The sequence below is a fragment of the Methylobacterium sp. Leaf104 genome, assembly GCF_001422885.1.
Classification (GTDB): domain Bacteria; phylum Pseudomonadota; class Alphaproteobacteria; order Rhizobiales; family Beijerinckiaceae; genus Methylobacterium.
In genome coordinates this window covers 70,274-86,836 of record NZ_LMMZ01000006.1, presented here as the reverse complement: position 1 = coordinate 86,836, position 16,563 = coordinate 70,274, and the positions used below count along the sequence as shown (strand labels likewise).

The 16,563-nt window shown below is 66.6% G+C and carries 15 protein-coding genes, 1 tRNA gene and 4 pseudogenes; 9 read left to right on the top strand and 11 right to left on the bottom strand.

From position 1 onward, the window contains the following. The 3 genes and pseudogenes from ASF49_RS23550 to ASF49_RS24160 all read right to left on the bottom strand — a co-directional run. Nucleotides 1-350: pseudogene (locus ASF49_RS23550) on the bottom strand (SIS domain-containing protein); the annotation flags it as partial. A 1-nt stretch (nt 351) separates the two neighbouring features. Continuing rightward, on the bottom strand, nt 352-1,508 hold a 1,157-nt coding region (glmS, locus tag ASF49_RS07930), incomplete at its 3' end, for a glutamine--fructose-6-phosphate transaminase (isomerizing) (RefSeq protein WP_156652933.1). Nucleotides 1,509-2,329: 821 nt separating this feature from the next. Then, nucleotides 2,330-2,434 (bottom strand): annotated as a pseudogene (locus tag ASF49_RS24160) (IS630 family transposase); the annotation flags it as partial. 328 nt (nt 2,435-2,762) lie between these two features. Here ASF49_RS24160 and ASF49_RS22970 point away from each other — a divergent pair. From ASF49_RS22970 to ASF49_RS22965, 3 genes and pseudogenes are all read left to right on the top strand, one after another. Continuing rightward, a protein-coding gene (locus ASF49_RS22970; protein WP_156652931.1) for an IS630 family transposase occupies nt 2,763-3,706 on the top strand; the annotation gives its coding sequence in 2 pieces (ribosomal slippage) (nt 2,763-3,099 and nt 3,099-3,706; 945 coding nt in all). 21 nt (nt 3,707-3,727) lie between these two features. Continuing rightward, nucleotides 3,728-3,790, top strand: a pseudogene (locus tag ASF49_RS24845) (hypothetical protein); the annotation flags it as partial. After that, nucleotides 3,787-4,386 carry a transposase gene (locus ASF49_RS22965; protein WP_431739904.1) on the top strand — a complete coding sequence of 200 codons (600 nt, stop codon included), beginning with the start codon at nt 3,787-3,789 and terminating at the stop codon, nt 4,384-4,386. The pseudogene ASF49_RS24845 and the gene ASF49_RS22965, both read left to right, overlap by 4 nt. Before the next feature lie 125 nt (nt 4,387-4,511). Here ASF49_RS22965 and ASF49_RS07905 read toward each other — a convergent pair. Further along, nucleotides 4,512-5,036 (bottom strand): annotated as a pseudogene (locus ASF49_RS07905) (IS3 family transposase); the annotation flags it as partial. A gap of 141 nt (nt 5,037-5,177) precedes the next feature. Here ASF49_RS07905 and ASF49_RS07900 point away from each other — a divergent pair. Then, nucleotides 5,178-6,470 (top strand): Y-family DNA polymerase, encoded by a 1,293-nt coding sequence (locus ASF49_RS07900; protein WP_056470345.1) that lies wholly within the window; start codon nt 5,178-5,180, stop codon nt 6,468-6,470. A 181-nt stretch (nt 6,471-6,651) separates the two neighbouring features. Here ASF49_RS07900 and ASF49_RS07895 read toward each other — a convergent pair whose 3' ends face one another. The 5 genes from ASF49_RS07895 to ASF49_RS07885 all read right to left on the bottom strand — a co-directional run bounded on the left by ASF49_RS07895 (nt 6,652) and on the right by ASF49_RS07885 (nt 8,195). Beyond that, entirely contained in the window at nt 6,652-6,876 is a 225-nt protein-coding gene (locus tag ASF49_RS07895; protein ID WP_056470342.1) for a hypothetical protein, read from the bottom strand. Next, entirely contained in the window at nt 6,873-7,037 is a 165-nt protein-coding gene (locus ASF49_RS23545) for a hypothetical protein (RefSeq protein ID WP_156652924.1), read from the bottom strand. Before ASF49_RS23545 ends, ASF49_RS07895 begins: the two co-directional genes overlap by 4 nt. 217 nt (nt 7,038-7,254) lie before the next feature. Then, nucleotides 7,255-7,518, bottom strand: coding sequence for a hypothetical protein (locus tag ASF49_RS23540; RefSeq protein WP_156652922.1), 264 nt, complete (start codon nt 7,516-7,518; stop codon nt 7,255-7,257). A 30-nt stretch (nt 7,519-7,548) separates the two neighbouring features. Continuing rightward, nucleotides 7,549-7,929: a hypothetical protein gene (locus ASF49_RS07890; RefSeq protein WP_056470339.1), complete on the bottom strand. Its 381-nt coding sequence runs from the start codon at nt 7,927-7,929 to the stop codon at nt 7,549-7,551. 191 nt (nt 7,930-8,120) lie between these two features. Further along, nucleotides 8,121-8,195: transfer RNA gene (locus ASF49_RS07885), tRNA-Gln, on the bottom strand. Nucleotides 8,196-8,295: 100 nt separating this feature from the next. Between ASF49_RS07885 and ASF49_RS07880 the strand changes: the two genes are divergently transcribed. The 3 genes from ASF49_RS07880 (at nt 8,296) to ASF49_RS07870 (ending at nt 11,798) form a co-directional block, all read left to right on the top strand. After that, the gene (locus ASF49_RS07880) at nt 8,296-9,048 is read left to right on the top strand and encodes an SDR family oxidoreductase (RefSeq protein WP_056470337.1); all 753 of its coding nucleotides are present in this window, start codon (nt 8,296-8,298) and stop codon (nt 9,046-9,048) included. 102 nt (nt 9,049-9,150) lie between these two features. Continuing rightward, entirely contained in the window at nt 9,151-10,770 is a 1,620-nt protein-coding gene (locus ASF49_RS07875; protein WP_056470334.1) for a peptide chain release factor 3, read from the top strand. Between the two features lie 236 nt (nt 10,771-11,006). After that, nucleotides 11,007-11,798 (top strand): DUF2189 domain-containing protein, encoded by a 792-nt coding sequence (locus tag ASF49_RS07870; RefSeq protein ID WP_056470331.1) that lies wholly within the window; start codon nt 11,007-11,009, stop codon nt 11,796-11,798. A 155-nt stretch (nt 11,799-11,953) separates the two neighbouring features. On the opposite strand, the gene ASF49_RS07865 is transcribed toward ASF49_RS07870, so the two are convergent. Continuing rightward, on the bottom strand, nt 11,954-12,406 hold the full coding sequence (locus tag ASF49_RS07865) for a response regulator (RefSeq protein ID WP_056470328.1): 453 nt from the start codon (nt 12,404-12,406) through the stop codon (nt 11,954-11,956). 57 nt (nt 12,407-12,463) lie between these two features. Beyond that, on the bottom strand, nt 12,464-12,931 hold the full coding sequence (locus tag ASF49_RS07860; RefSeq protein WP_056470325.1) for a BLUF domain-containing protein: 468 nt from the start codon (nt 12,929-12,931) through the stop codon (nt 12,464-12,466). 252 nt (nt 12,932-13,183) lie between these two features. On the opposite strand from ASF49_RS07860, the gene ASF49_RS07855 reads away from it, so the two are divergent. Both ASF49_RS07855 and flgK read left to right on the top strand, forming a co-directional pair. After that, nucleotides 13,184-14,575, top strand: a complete 1,392-nt coding sequence (locus tag ASF49_RS07855) for a flagellar hook protein FlgE (RefSeq protein ID WP_056470321.1) — start codon at nt 13,184-13,186, stop codon at nt 14,573-14,575. 46 nt (nt 14,576-14,621) lie between these two features. Beyond that, a complete protein-coding gene (flgK, locus tag ASF49_RS07850) occupies nt 14,622-16,499 on the top strand; it encodes a flagellar hook-associated protein FlgK (protein WP_056470318.1) in 1,878 nt (625 codons plus the stop codon). The last annotated feature ends 64 nt before the right edge of the window (nt 16,500-16,563 follow it).

Genomic DNA, 16,563 nt, shown 5'->3' with positions numbered 1-16,563 from the left:
GTCGCGTCGGCCATCAGGCCCGGCACGGTGATCAGCGCGTCGACCAGGCGGCGCTCCGCCTCGGCGCCGAGGGTGCCGCGCGCCCGGCCCGCATGGATGGCCAGACACAGCAGCACGGTGAGCTGGCACGAGAACGCCTTGGTGGAGGCGACCCCGATCTCGGGGCCGGCCAGGGTCGGCACGGTGGCGGAGGCCTCCCGGGCGATGGTGGAGGTCGGCACGTTGACCACGGCCAGGGTGTGCTGGCCCTGCGCCTTGGCGTAGCGCAGCGACGCCAGGGTGTCGGCGGTCTCGCCCGATTGCGAGATGACGAGGGTGAGCCCGTCCCGGTCGAGCGGCGGCTCGCGGTANCTCCTCGGTCTTTCGGCACGCCCTGAAATCGGAGCGCCGTTGACCACCGCCAGGGTGTGCTGGCCCTGTGCCTTGGCGTAGCGCAGCGACGCCAGGGTGTCGGCGGTCTCGCCCGATTGCGAGATGACGAGGGTGAGCCCGTCCCGGTCGAGCGGCGGCTCGCGGTAGCGCGCCTCGGAGGCGACGTCGATCTCGACGGGGAGCCGGGCCAGGCTCTCGAACCAGTACTTGGCCACGAGGCCGGCATAGTAGGCCGTGCCGCAGGCGGTGATCGAGATCCGCGAGAGCCGGGCGAAGTCGAAAGGCAGGGCCTCGGGCAGCGCCACGCGGCCCTGGGCGAGGTCGACGTAGTGGGCGAGCGTGCGGCCCACCACCTCGGGCTGCTCGTGGATCTCCTTGGCCATGAAGTGGCGGTGGTTGCCCTTCTCCACCCGGAAGGCCTGGGCGACGATGCGCTGGCGCTCGCGGGTGACGGGCCGGCCGGCCTGRTCGCGGATCTCGGCGCCCGCGCGCGACAGGATCGCCCAGTCGCCCTCGTCGAGATAGGTGATCGCTTCCGTGAAGGGSGCCAGCGCCAGGGCATCCGAGCCGAGATAGGTCTCGCCCTCGCCGAACCCGATGGCCAGCGGCGCCCCGTGGCGGGCGCCGATCAGGAGGTCGTCGTGCCCGGCGAAGACGAAGCCGAGGGCGAACGCCCCGTGCAGGCGCGGCAGGCAGGCGGCCACCGCCTCGACGGGACCCAGGCCYCCSTCCATGGCGTGGCTGACGAGCTGGGCCACCACCTCGGTGTCGGTCTCGCTCTCGAAGCGCACGCCCTGCGCCTGGAGCTCGGCCTTCAGCTCGCGGAAGTTCTCGATGATGCCGTTGTGCACGACGGCGAGGCGCGCCGTGGCGTGCGGGTGGGCGTTGGTCTCGTTGGGGCGCCCGTGSGTGGCCCAGCGGGTGTGGCCGATGCCGATGCTGCCGGCSAGCGGCGCGTCGCGCAGGCGCATCTCGAGGTTGGAGAGCTTGCCCTCGGCCCGCCGGCGCTCGAGGTGSCCCTGGGTCAGGGTGGCGATGCCGGCCGAGTCGTAGCCGCGATATTCGAGCCGGCGCAGGGCTTCCACCAGCTGCCCGGCCACGGCGTCCCGTCCGACGATGCCAACGATTCCGCACATGGGTTTAAGGCCGTCGAGGTCACCGAGGCCGAGACCTTCCAGTGGGATTNCGCAGGCGCATCTCGAGGTTGGAGAGCTTGCCCTCGGCCCGCCGGCGCTCGAGGTGCCCCTGGGTCAGGGTGGCGATGCCGGCCGAGTCGTAGCCGCGATATTCGAGCCGGCGCAGGGCTTCCACCAGCTGCCCGGCCACGGCGTCCCGTCCGACGATGCCAACGATTCCGCACATGGGTGTAAGTCTCTCAAGGTTAGGTTTTCGTTACCCCGTGAGCGCCTAGGCAGCCCTAATCTCGTAGGAGCATGAAAGAATGCTTGATTAGATTTCTGGCCAATCACTTTGTATGATGATTCAAGTCAGTGTTAATCGTCATCCAAGTATCACGCTTCTGAAACATGAACGTGGTAACGCCACGAGTCGAACTGATCGATTTGCGTTAAAGGGTCGGGGACGCTGTTAACGCTAATGCGTCGCTGCATCAAGCGACTGGGTCAATGTCAGCCCCTGAGGAGCATACGCATAGGGAGACTCAAATGAAATTCGCAATTATATAACTTCGCTCGGTATAATGACGTACTAATCGTATGAAAATTTAAATTTAATTTCCTTCAACATTAATTTGTAAAAACATCAAACAGGTTTTAATTATATATGTGTTATAAATTATAAAATTCGACAAATTATATGATGTATATCTATGTCCTCTAGCGATATATAGAATTTATTGTTTTAAATTTTTAACGCTGCTACCGGCCTGGGCGGCGTAAAACGAGGGCCTTTAAGCCTCTTTCCATTTCAAGCTCAGTACCGCTATAGCGGTTTCGGTTTAATTTGGTTCGTCTCTTGCGGCGGAGATGAAGTTGGCGCACTGGACGGGCGTGACGGTGTCGACGAGGTGCCCGATGGCTGACCACAGTCCCTCGACGGTTCGCACTGAGTGCCTGTTTGAGCCCCTCAGCCGTCCGTCCCCATCTGCCTCGTGTGCAAACACGAATTCCGCCTGGCGGGGCGGAGTGGAGAGCAGATGTGGACGGACCGACATCGGGCGCGTCATGAGGCGCGTCTGAAGGACATGGTGCTGCAGGCAGGCTTGGACGAGGTCACTCGCTTCGTGGAGCGGGCAGATCCGCCAAGCAGTCCGGGAGCGACGCCTGCGCGCCAAGTGCTAGAGCGTTTTCGGCTTTAGCTGAGTCGGGGTTTTTGGGTTCACAAGGCTTTTGCGAACTGATTCCCTTGACGCTTCGGATGAGGAGCGCGACATGGGGCGACCCTACAGCCTGGACTTGCGCGAGCGGGTCGTGGACGCGGCGGCGGCAACCTCTCGGCGCCGGGCCGCCGCCCGCTTCGGGGTCGGGATCGCCACTGCAATCCGCTGGGCTGCCGCCGTCGAGGCTACCGGTACAGTGGCGGCCCATCCCCAGGGACGTCCGCGCACGTCGAAGCTCGATCCGCACGAGGCGTTCCTGCGGGGGCTGATCGCGGAGAAGCCCGATCTCACCCTGGAGGAGATGCGCGCCCGGCTACTGGCCGAGCATGACCTCGAGGTCGGGCTGGGGACGCTGTGGGCTTTCCTCGACGCCCGCGACCTCACGTACAAAAAAAGACAGCCCATGCCGCCGAGCAGGAACGGCCGGATGTGAAGGCGGCCCAGGAAGCCTGGTTCGAAGCTCAGCCAGACCTCGAGCCGGCCCGCCTGATCTTCATCGACGAGACCTGGACTGCCACCAACATGGCCCGCACCCACGGGCGCTGTCAGCGCGGCCAGCGGCTGCGCTCCGCCGTTCCGCACGGCCATTGGAAGACCACGACCTTCGTGGCGGGCCTGCGCCTGACGGGGGTGGCGGCTCCGTTCGTCCTCGACGGACCCATCAACCGCACGGCCTTCCAAGCCTATGTCGATGAGGTGCTGGTGCCCGAACTCACGCCCGGCGACATCGTCGTGATGGACAACCTCGGAAGCCACAAGGGCGCGGGCGTGCGGGCCGCCATCGAGGCAGCTGGCGGGCGACTCCTGTTCCTGCCGCCCTACAGTCCGGACTTCAACCCGATCGAAATGGCGTTCTCCAAGCTCAAAGCCCTTCTGCGCTCGGCGGCTGAGCGCACGCGCGATGGCCTATGGTCGGCCATCGGAAACCTCATCGACACCGTCACCGCCCGCGAATGCGCAAACTTCTTCAAAGCCGCTGGATATGATCCTGATTAAACCGAAAATGCTCTAGCAGCGATTGCTTGGCACCTGCGGGTTGGCGGCGCGTGGCGGGCGCTGCCGGGGAGCTTTCCGCCCTGGCGTACGGTCTACGGCTGGTTCCGGCGCTGGATCGAGAAGGGCCTGTTCGAGGACCTGATGCGAAATCGACCCGCCGGCAACGACAGCGTTGCGGACGCCGGCCGGAGCCGCGGCTGGCAATCGTCGACACGCAAAGCATCAAGTGCATCGGTGTGCGCGGACCACGCGGTTATGACGGAGCCAAGAAGCTGGTCGGGCGCAAACGCGTCGCATTGGTCGATGCCGAAGGGCACGTGCTGGCGCTCGCCGTCGTGCCAGCGAACGTGCAGGATCGCGACACGCTCCCGGCTCTCGATAATGGCAAGGAAACGTGGCCCAGCCTGCGATTGGCCATCTTCGACGGTGCCTTCACAGCCGAGCGCGGCCAAGAATGGTGCCTCGTCCATGGCATGCGCCACCGCGTCGTCGAGAAATTGCCGGACCAGAAGGGCTTCGTCGTCTTGGAGCGGCGCTGGGTCGTGGAGAGGACCTTCGGCTGGCTCAGCCATTGGGCCGGCCTACACCGCGAGCGCGCCGGTCGCCTTGACGTCGCAACAGGTCGCCTCGCCTGCGTCGCCAGCCTGATGGCCGCCAACGCCCTCAACAACCCAGCCTAAAAGAAACCGCCTCAAACAGGCTCTGATGATCGGCCCCCACGCGGTGGTCCAAGGGTAAAGTTAGTGCGCGGTAGGCCTGAGGGTCCCCCGGATCTTGGTCCGGCCGAAAGGTGAGGTTCCGGGTCTCATTTGGCGGCCCGCAGGGCCGCCGCCAGGGCGAATTCCTGGGGCGTTCGCCACCCCAGGGCGGTGTGAGGACGGCTCTCGTTGTAGTGCCGCCGCCACGTCTCGATCTTGCTCCTCGCGTCGGCCAACGACAAGAACCAGTTCGCGTTCAGGCACTCGTCGCGCAGGCGACCGTTGAACGACTCGACCAGCGCGTTGTCGGTCGGCTTGCCAGGGCGCGAGAAGTCCAACGTGACACCGTTCTCGTAGGCCCAGCGATCGAGTGCCTTCGAGACGAACTCAGGCCCGTTATCGACCTGAATCGCGCACGGTGCTCCGCGCAGCAGCGCCAAGCGGCCGACAACTGCCGCGACCTGCTCGCCCTTGATGCCTTGATCGACCTCGATCGCCAGAGCCTCGCGCGTGAACGCATCGACGACCGTCAGGGCCCGCAGCCGGCGGCCGTCGAACAGCGCGTCGGAGACGAAGTCCATCGACCAACGTTCGTTCGGCCGGAGCGCAGCAGGCTGACGCTCGCGACGAGCCGTTCCACCGGTGAGGCGCCCACGACCTGCGCCGTTGCGATGACTTCGCGTAGGATTCGTTCGAACGTAGCACTGGTCATTCCCAGGCTCATTGCGACGGCCTCGATCCCATGCAACTCGGCCGCCTCCTCGCTGAAGGTCATGGCTGCCTCAGGCGTTCTGCAATGCCTCGGCAAAGTCGTCAGGGATCTCGCCGAACTGTTCGATCCCAAGCTCGCCCGCGTGCCGGTCATCGTGCTCTCCAACAACGACGGCTGCGCCATCGCCCGGACGGCGGAGGCCAAAGCGCTCGGGATCAAGATGGGCGATCCCTGGTTCAAGATCCGCCAGCAGTGCCAGCACGAGGGCGTGCGCGTCTTCTCGTCGAACTACACCCTCTACGGCGACATGAGTGCCCGCACGAACGCGGTCTACCGGGACTTCTCGCCAGCGGTGGAGATCTACTCCATCGACGAGAGCTTCCTCGACCTCTCGGACGTGCGCGACCGGCACCGGGTGGCGGTGGCCCGGGACCTGCGAGCCACGGTGCGGGCCTGGACCGGCATCCCGACCTGCGTGGGCATCGGCCCGACGAAGACACTGGCCAAGCTCGCCAACCACATCGCGAAGTCCATCCCGGATCTCGACGGTGTCTGCGACCTGACCGCCCCGGTCGCTTACGACCACTGGCTCTGCCGGATCTCGGTGGCCGAGGTCTGGGGCATCGGCCGGGCCTCGCTCCCCAAGCTGATCGGCCTCGGGGTCGACACGGTGGCGGATCTACGCGACCTCGACCCACGTCCGGTGCGCAAGGCCATGACAGTGGTGGGCGAACGCATCATCTACGAGTTGCGCGGACTGGCCTGTCTGCCCCTCGAGCTCATGCCGGCCCAGCGAAAGGGCTGCGCGGTCACCCGCTCGTTCTCCCGGCGCATCACCGAGCGCGAGACCCTGGAGCAGGCGGTTGCCGCGCACGCGACGCGGCTCGGCGAGAAGCTTCGGCGTGGCGGCCTTGGGACCACGCATGTCTCGGTTTTCTACCACACGAGCGAGCATGACCGCGGCGATCCGATGCGCTCGGTCTCGACGACCGTGACGCTACCGGAGGCGACGAACGACACGCTGGCGCTGATCAAGGCAGCGCAGGCTGGCGTGGCGCGAACCTGGCGAGAGGCGCCTGGCGACCGGCCCTGGCGCTACAGCAAAGCCGGCGTGGTCACGACCGACCTGACGCTGCTTGAGGACGCACCGCGGGCGCTGATCGGCCGGTTGGACCGCGGGCGCAGCGCGCCGCTGATGGCGGCCATGGACGCCTGCAACGAGCGCTTCGGTCGGGGCGCCGTCGTGCCGGCCCGCGCCGGGCTTACCGAGAAGCGAACCTGGTCGACGAAGTTTGAGATGCGAACCCCGCGCTACACCACGCAGGTGAGCGAGCTCCCGACGGCCCATGCCTGAGGGAAGCCGAAAGCTCGCGCTCGAAGGCTCAGTTCGCCGGCTGCTCGACCGGCGTGGGCGACCGCAGGAAGATCAGCACGCCGCCGACGACGGATAGGCCGAGGGCGATGGCGAATAGGAGGAAGAACCAGCGAGGCATGCCACCGGATAGCATGCTTCGGCCCTCAGCTTTTGCCCCCACTCACGGTTTCTTCGCTGGCTTGGGCGCGGGACTGTCCTGCTGTCCGCCAATCTTCCAGCCTGCCATCACCGCGTGCCGCACCACGTCGTGCCCGGTGCTGATGTGCCCGTCGATCTTGTAGAGCCCTGCCTTGTCACCTGGGATGGGCTCGACGTTTCGGCCACGCTTTTTCAGGAACGCGGCCGCACGCAAGATCTCGTCGGACGTGGGGGCTTGTTGAGTCATGCTTTCTCCAAGCGGGGCAGACGGATCACGTTGTGCACGACGACACTCTCGTTCTCGGCTACGGATGGCGCCTTGTAGAGCCCACTGATCATCGCGTGCGTATCAGGCTTGCGATCGATTGCATCGTCATCGAACCCGCTTGGGGTGAGATGCTGCAGCAATCCATTTCTTCGGTCTGCCAATGTTCACGCTGGCGGACCCGACGCGGTATTCTGGCAATATCGCTTCCTCGGCATATGCCAGAGCTTCGGCTTCGCTCGTGAAGACCCCTTCAAACTGCCCCTCGTGGAAAAGCTCCACCCTTCCTAGAGCGTCAGCTGCCGGACGCAGATTGAAGCGCGCTCCCTCAACGACTTTCCGGTGCCCCCGCATTCCGCTTCAGCCCTTCTGCGGCCGGGCCAAGAGGATCGCGGTGCGCACAGCCATCTGACGATAGCTGGCGTCGGCGTTGAGGCTGGCAACGGCCCGGCTGGCGAAATCGTCAGCTCGCACCACAGCGGCGACGTCGATGGTTCGGCCTTCGCTAGAGATGATCACGTAGGCTCTCGGGTTTTCCAGAAATGCTGCAACGGCTCCGTCGAGATCGTCGACGGCAAAGACGAGCGGCGGCAGTGGGTGATCAGCGGGCAGTGACGAATCCATCGGGGCTGAATAACATGTGATGGCACGCCGTCACCGACCGAACAGCCAGATCGGCACTGCGCCCTCGGGCCGACCGGGCTTGTCCCAATAGAACGTCATATTACCGAATCGCATGTGCTTCTCGGAGACTCCGGACACCCGTTCCGCGCTGAGCACCATAGCGCCGCAGAAGTCGACTGGGATGGTGCCGATCTCCGGATGAACCCCGAACACCTCCAGCGTCGTCCATCCGAGGGCCACGGCCTCATCCGCCCAGCGATCGAGGAAGTCGACGCACGCCTCGTGCGCGCCGCCCCAGGATTGGAGCGTGAAGCCAGGGCACGGGACGACGCTGGACCGGAGGTTCAGGAAGGCCTCGCGCCAGATCTTCGCATCGGCGGGGACGAGTTTCAGCTTCGGTGAGGCTGGCATGGGATCCGGCGGCTGATGCGGGCCGGACGGGATAGGGGAGGTGGGCCTGCGAGCCTATGGCGGGAGGGCCACAGAAGCCGTTTCGTACGCCTCAGTCGACTGTGCCGACTCTTGTGCGTCTCAAAAACACGGTCTGTTCCGCTGTGGCCGAGAAGTCCGCGCGGCCATCTCCCTGAAACACAAGGAAAGTTTGGCTGGGGCGCCAGGATTCGAACCTGGGAATGGCGGTACCAAAAACCGCTGCCTTACCACTTGGCGACGCCCCATCGCGCTCGGCGGAGGTGTGTCTAGACGCAGTGTCGGGTGCTGGCAACAGGGGGAGGGGGCGCTTATGGCTCTCGCGGGTTCGGCAGGAGGGATCGGGACATGAGCGGGCGGATCGCGGTGGTCACGGGGGCGGGGTCGGGGATCGGGCGGGGCGTCGCCTTGGCGCTCGCCGCGGCGGGCTATGACCTGGCCCTGGCGGGGCGGCGCCTCGCGCCCCTCGAGGAGGTGGCAGGGCTGGCCGGGGCCGCGGGTGTTACAGCGGAAGCCGTGATGACCGATGTGGCGGATGCGGAGTCGGTGGCGCGGCTGTTCGCCCGGGTGGGCGAGCGGTTCGGGCGGCTCGACCTCCTGTTCAACAATGCGGGCGTGTTCACGCCCGCGGCGGCGATCGACGCGGTCGCCCTCGACGACTGGCGGCGCTCCGTGGACGTGAACCTCACCGGCGCGTTCCTGTGCACGCAGGGCGCCTTCCGGATGATGAAGGCGCAGGATCCGCGCGGCGGGCGCATCATCAACAACGGCTCCATCGCCGCGCAGGCGCCGCGGCCGCACTCGGCCCCCTACGCGGCCACCAAGCACGCGATTACCGGACTGACCAAGGCGACCTCCCTGGACGGGCGCCCCTACGACATCGCCTGCGGACAGATCGACGTCGGCAATGCCGAGACGGAGATGACGGCCGGCATCGCCAAGGGGGCCCGGCAGGCGGATGGCAGCATCCGCCCCGAGCCCGTGATGGATGCGCGGCATGTGGCCGACGCGGTGGTCTACATGGCGGGCCTGCCGCTCTCGGCCAACGTCCAGTTCCTGACCGTCGTCGCCACCGCCATGCCCTATCTCGGACGCGGCTGAGTTTTGCGCATCGCGCCCGAAACGCCTACAGAACAGCCCTTCGTCGCTTACCCGTCGCGAACGCAAAGCCGCCAGGCGCGGACCCGGAAATATTTGCCCGCCATGCTGATGCAGTCTGAGATCAAGCCGCCGGAGGCGAAGGCCGACCCCGTCGCCCGCCGCCGCACCTTCGCGATCATCTCGCACCCGGATGCCGGCAAGACCACGCTCACCGAGAAGCTGCTGCTGTTTGGCGGCGCGATCCAGCTCGCCGGCGAGGTCAAGGCCAAGCGCAACCGGGTGTCGACCCGCTCGGACTGGATGGGCATCGAGAAGGAGCGCGGCATCTCCGTCGTCACCTCGGTGATGACGTTCGAGTACGGCGACTGCGTCTTCAACCTCCTCGACACCCCGGGCCACGAGGACTTCTCCGAGGACACCTACCGCACCCTGACGGCCGTCGACTCGGCCGTGATGGTGATCGACGCGGCCAAGGGCATCGAGGCGCGCACCCGCAAGCTGTTCGAGGTCTGCCGCCTGCGCGACATCCCCATCGTCACCTTCATCAACAAGCTCGACCGCGAGGCACGCGACCCCTTCGAGCTCCTCGACGAGATCGAGAAGGTGCTAGCCCTCGACGTGGCGCCGGTGACCTGGCCGATCGGGCGCGGCCGGAGCTTCGCCGGCACCTACGACCTCGGCAACGGCCGCGTGCGCCGCCTCGACGCGGCCGACGATGCCGGCACCGTGGCGGTCACCGGCGTGGAGGATCCGCTGTTCGACCAGTTGCTGACCGAGGACGGGGAGGCCGCGACCTGGCGCGAGGAGGCGGAACTCGCCGAGACCGGCCTGAAGCGCTTCGATCTGGCGGCGTTCCGGGAAGGACACCTCACGCCGGTGTTCTTCGGCTCGGCCCTGCGCAATTTCGGCGTGCGCGACCTCATCGACGGGCTCGCCCGCTTCGCGCCGCCGCCGCGCGGCCAGGATGCCGACAAGCGCCTCGTGGTGCCGACCGAGCCGAAGATGACCGGCTTCGTCTTCAAGATCCAGGCGAACATGGACCCGAATCACCGGGACCGCATCGCCTTCATGCGAGTCTGCTCGGGGCGGCTGAACCGGGGCATGAAGGCCAAGCTGGTGCGCACCGGCAAGCCGATGTCGCTGTCCGCGCCGCAATTCTTCTTCGCCCAGGACCGCGCCATCGCCGACGAGGCCTTCGCGGGCGACGTCGTGGGGATCCCGAACCACGGCACCCTGCGCATCGGCGATACCCTGACGGAGGGCGAGGAGATCGTTTTCCGCGGCGTGCCGAGCTTCGCACCCGAGATCCTGCGGCGGATCAAGCTCACCGATGCCATGAAGGCCAAGAAGCTGAAGGAGGCCCTGCAGCAGATGGGCGAGGAGGGCGTGGTGCAGGTCTTCCGCCCGCATGACGGCTCCCAGGCCATCGTCGGCGTCGTCGGTGCCCTCCAGCTCGACGTGCTGAAGGAGCGCCTCCAGGCCGAGTACGGCCTGCCGATCGACTACGAGCCGACCCGATTCTCGATCTGCCGCTGGATCACCGCCGAGAAGGAGCCCGAGCTCGACAAGTTCATCGGCAGCCACGGCTCCGCCATGGCGAGCGACCTCGATGGCGCCCCGGTCTTCATGGCGACCACCGCCTTTTCCCTGCGCTACGAGGAGGAGCGGGCGCCGGACGTGCGATTCAGCGACATCAAAGATTACCAGAAGCGTGCGGCCTGAGCCGCGGCGCCAAACGTCAAGCTTTCGCACCGCAAGATCAGTATCCGAAAATCTTCGCCTTCGGACTTACATCCTAAAGACAGGATCACGAAAAGGGATTAGCGTCGGGGACATCCGCTCTCGGCGCCACCACGCACGGGCACGCGCGGCAGGAACCGCCCGGATGGGCGCGATCTGTCGAGACATCGCTTGGGCGTCGCCGTCGTGAGCTTTCCTCCTGCGTGAGGGCTTGAGCCATGACGACCCTTCCCGTCCACGATTTCGGCCACAGCATGGCCCGCCCGGTGGTGAACGCCATCGACGGGCGCGACCTCTCGACGGCCCTGCGGCGCGGCGTCGACGACTTCCTGACGATGCCGACCCACGCCCTGTTCATCGGGCTGATCTACCCCATCGTCGGCATCGTCCTGGCCACCGCCGCCTTCGGCACGGAGGTCCTGCCGCTGGTGTTTCCGCTGGCGGCGGGCTTCGCCCTGATCGGCCCCTTCGCAGCGATCGGCCTCTACGAACTGAGTCGCCGCCGCGAACAGGGCCTGCCCACCGACTGGGCCTATGCCTTCGCCAACCTGACGCGGCCGGCGGCGGGCGCGCTCGCCGGGCTCGGGCTGCTCCTGGCGGTGGTCTTCGCCTGCTGGCTGGTGGCGGCTCAGGGGATCTACTGGGCGCTCTACGGAGCGAGCGTGCCGGATTCCATCTTCGCCTTCGCCCAGGACGTGCTGACGACGCCGCGGGGTTGGGCCCTGATCGTCATCGGAAACCTCGTCGGCTTCGCCTTCTCCCTGGTGGTGCTGGCGGTCAGCGTGGTCTCGGTGCCGATGCTGGTGGACCGGGATGTCGACATGCTGACCGCGATCGAGACTTCCCTCGCCGCCTTCCGGCGCAACCCGCGCACCCTCACGGCCTGGGGCTTCGTCGTCGCCGGGCTGCTCGTCCTCGGCTCCCTGCCGCTCTTCGTCGGACTCGCCGTGGTGATGCCGATCCTCGGTCACGCGACCTGGCACCTCTACAGGCGGGTCATCCCCGCCTGAGACGTTCGCCGCGGCCGGCGCCTCGATCGGCGAGGGTTCGCCCGTCCCCGTCGATAAGACCCGGGTGCCTGGACCGATCCGGCCTGGCGCCGGATCCGAACGCCTGAGAACTTTCCCTGTTTCAGAACTTGCCCTGTTTCAGAACTTGCCCTGCTTCAGAACTTGCCCAGCATCGGAAAATCGATGCTGATCGCCGATTCGGCGGCGAGCGGCGCCTCGCGCCGGCGCGGCTTGCGGTTGATGACCTGCTTCAGCTTGGCCTTCAGCACCGACATGTCGAAGGGCTTGAGGATGAAGGCGTCGGCGCCGGCCTGGTGCGCGAGGTTGATGTCCTCGAAGTCGAAGGACGCCTCGGTCAGCAGGAAGGGCGTGTTCATCAGGGCGTCGTCCGCGCGGATCTCGCGCAGGAACGAGAGCCCGTCCATGGGCTCCATGTCGAGATCCGAGATCACGAGGGCGTAACGCCGCTGACGCATGCGCTCGAGGGCCGTGACCGCGTCGGTCACACCCTCGACGTCGGGAAAGCCGAGCCGGTTCATCAGCAGGATGACCAGCTTGAGCAACTTCTCCTGGTCATCGACGATGAGGATCGCGGGCGTATCGCTCATGGAATTTCACGGGTTCTCGAGAACGGCGCGAGGACGGCGCGCCAGGCGACCGCAGGATCAGACGAAGAGGTGGTCGATACCCTGCTTGGTCATCGACTCCGCCTGAAGCGTCGCCGCGAGGGCATGGATGGCCATTCCCTTCGGGGTTCCGCGCTGGAACATCGGGAGCAGGTTCGCCTTCTGGAAGATCGCGTCGTTCACCGGGCCACGGATCCCGGTGGTGAAGGAGTTCACGAACTCCCGCTTCAGGATCTCGCGCCACTCGACGATCTGCACGTCGCGATGCCGCGAATCATTGCTGATCCGGGCGAAGGTCTCGCTCACGGACGTGCGCTCGCCCTCGATGACCTGGGCGGCGAAGTTCTGCTCGATGACCAGGAAGCTGGTGATCACCGAGAATTCGTTCTTCTTCTGCGCCTGCCGCGTGATCTCGCCGATCTGTCGGGTGCGCGTGGGCGCATCCGCCGCGAGGTTCAATCGCGAGAAGTAGATCAGATGGACGAGGGTCGACCGTTTGGCTCTCATGATCGCGATCCAACACCTTGGTCCGGCGACCATAGGCGGGACGACGATAACGCCGCGTAAACGTCCACCTCCGCGCCGGGCGACCCGGCAAAACCTGCCGTGTCGCCACGCGGTAGGCGGTTCCTGCCGGGTCTACGTCTGAGAAAACCCTTTAAAAACAGCTATTTGTCGCTGGCACACCGATTGCTCGACGGCCTAGGGACCCGGGCGGGAACGCGCCGGCACCACCACTGTGACGCAAGGTTCTCGGCCATGGATGTCTTCACCGCGATGCAGACGGCCGTTTCCGGCCTGAAGGCGCAGTCCTTCGCCCTCGACAATATCTCGGGCAACATCGCCAACTCGCAGACGACCGGCTTCAAGCGGGTCGACACGAGCTTCGTCGATCTCGTCGCCGAGCAGCAGACGCCGAGCCGGCAGGTGGCCGGGACGGTCGCGGCCAATTCCCGCCAGACCACCACGGTGCAGGGCAGCCTGAACGCCACCGACATCGGCACCAACATGGCGCTCAACGGCGAGGGTTTCTTCGCCGTGACGTCGAAGTCCGGCGACGCCAACGGGCAGGCGAACTTCGCGAGCGGCGACACCTATACGCGCCGCGGCGACTTCGCCCTCGACAAGGACGGCTATCTCGTCAACGGCGGCGGCTCCTACCTGAAGGGCACCAGCCTCGACCCCGTCACCGGGCAGGCCACGAGCGAGGGTCCGATCCGGGTCGCCAACACGATCCTGCCGGCCCATCCGACCTCGACCATCACGTATTCGGCCAACCTGCCGAAGACGCCCGCCACCACCAACGCCAAGGCGAACGTGGCCGGCTCCGAGCTCCTCGGGACCCTGGCCTCGGGCGCCAACCCCGCCATCCTCTCCGGCACCGGCGCCGCGACGGTGTCGGCGGCCGATGCGTCGAGCTTCATCAACGGCAGCATCGCCGGCCCGTCTCTGACCGCCTACACGGCGAGCGGCGGCCCCGTCGGCATCCAGACCCGCTGGGCCAAGGTCCAGAACGCTGACACGGCGAGCGGCACCAGCGACGTCTGGAACCTGTTCTACGCCAACCAGAGCACCGTCACGAGCACCGCGACCCCCTGGACCAATGCCGGCACGGCCTTCCAGTTCAACAGCAGCGGTCAGCTCACATCGCCCTCCGCCACCGGCGTGACGATCCCGGCGCTGACCGTGGACGGGGTCAACCTCGGCAACATCCAGCTCAGCTACGGCAGCGGCGGCCTGACCGCCTACACCGCAGCGGCCGGCACGGTGACGACCAACACGCTGACCCAGGACGGCTACACCTCCGGCACGCTCAACAATCTCAGCATCACCACGGACGGCAAGGTCTCGGGCACCTACAGCAACGGCAACACGATCGCGCTGGCCAACATCAAGGTGGTGCAGTTCACCAACTCGGACGGCCTGAAGGCGAATTCGAACGGTACCTACCAGCAGACCCTCGAATCCGGCACGCCCCTCGTGGGCCTGAATGGCACCACCGTCGTGGGCAGCAACGTGGAGCAGTCGAATACCGACATCGCGAGCGAATTTTCTAAGATGATCGTAACCCAACAGGCGTATTCGGCCAACACGAAGGTCATTTCGACCTCCCAGGACATGATGTCCGCGCTGATCAACATCATTCGCTGAGGACGCCTGACACCGGACGCGATCCGACACCCAGGGGAGGGGCTTCGTGAGCTTCAACGCCATCAACACCGCCTCCGCCGGCCTGAAGGCGACTCAGGCCGCGATCGGCGTCGTCTCGCAGAACATCGCCAATGTCGGCACGGTCGGATACACGAAGCGCACCCTCGACTCGGTCTCGACGGGCGTCGGCAATTCCGGCGTCTCAGTCGGTACGATCGGCCGGGCCCTCGATGCGGCCTCGCTCAAGCAGCTGCGCATGGAGACTTCGGGCGCCGCCTATACGGGTTCCCTCTCGGCGGTGCGGACGCAGCTCGACCAGCTCTACGGGACACCCGGGACGGCCACCGCCCTCGACGGCGTCGTCAACGACTTCGCCCTGTCGCTGCAATCGCTCGCCAGCGACCCGACCTCGGCGCCGGCCCGGTCCACGGTGGTGACGAAGGCCGCGAACCTCGCCTCCACCATCGGCACCATCGCGCAAGGCGTGCAGGACCTGCGCTCGGCCACCGAGAGCCAGCTCGGCAGCGATACCGCCAAGGCGAGCGAGTATCTCGCCTCGATCGCCAAGCTGAACATGCAGGTCACCGGCACCACCGACGAGGGCGCCCGCGTAAGCCTGCTCGATCAGCGCGACCAGGCCATCACCGGCCTGTCCGCCTTCCTCGACGTGCAGACCGTCGACCAGCGCGACGGCACCGTCTCGGTCATCACCACTTCGGGCATGACGCTGGTCGACCGCGGCGCGGCGGCGATCCTGAGCTTCGACGGGCGCGGCACCCTGTCACCCGATTCGGAATACACCGACAACCCGGCCACGCGCGGCGTCGGGACGATCACCGCGACCACGCCGGGCGGCTCCCGGATCGACCTCATCGCCACCAAGGCGATCCGCTCGGGCTCGCTCGCGGCCGGGGTCGAATTGCGCGACGCGGTCCTGCCGCAGGCCCAGCGGCAGCTCGACGAACTGGCGGCCGGCCTGTCCCGCTCCCTCTCGGATCGCAGCGCCGCGGGGACGGCGGTGACGTCGGGGACCTCCACGGGCTTCGACATCGACCTCGGCGGGCTCAGCGCCGGCAATGCCGTGACGGTGAGCGTGCGGGACGCCGCCGGCACGCAGCGCAACCTCGTGCTGATGCCCTACACCTCGGACCAGCCGCCGAGCATCGACCCGGCGGACACCAACGATCCGACGGCGACGATCCTCCCGATCAAGCTGACGGGCACGGCGACCGGGCTGCGCGACGCGATTCAGACCGCCCTCGGGTCGAGCTTCAGCGTCACCAGCCAGCCCAGCGCCGGCACGGGCGGCCTGCGCATCCTCACCAATCCGACGGGCGGGGCACCGACCCTGCTCGGTGTGAGCGCCAGCGTTACACAGCCCCAGACCACGGCGGACTTCCAAAGCGGGCAGCTGCAGATTCCGCTCTTCGTTGACGGCGATGGAAAGGGCACGCTCTATACGGGTTCCTTCGACGGCGGCTCGCAGCTCACCGGGTTCGCGCAGCGCATCAGCGTGAACCAGGCGGTGGTCGGCACCACCGCCAACCTCGTGAACACCTCCTCCAAGACCCTGGCTTCGGACGCGTCGCGGCCGCAATACCTCTACCAGGCCCTCACCGGCGCGAGCCGGACCTTCGCGGCGGCGAGCGGCATCGGCGGCGTCGATGCGCCCTACACCGCGAGCGTGCAGGATTTCGCCCAGCGCATCATCGACGCGCAGGGCGCTGGCGCGGCTTCCGCGCAGAATCTCGACGAGGGGCAGGGTATCGCGCTCGCCACCGCCCAGTCCCGCGTCGCCTCCGTGTCCGGCGTGAGCATCGACGAGGAGATGTCGAAGCTCGTGCAGCTCCAGACCGCCTACAGCGCCAATGCGCGGGTGCTCACGGCCGCCCGCGACCTCCTCGACACCCTGCTGCGGATCTAGGCCGAGACCGCCATGTCCGGATCCCCCCTGCGCCGAATCCCACCGAGGCCCCCCACGCTTCAGA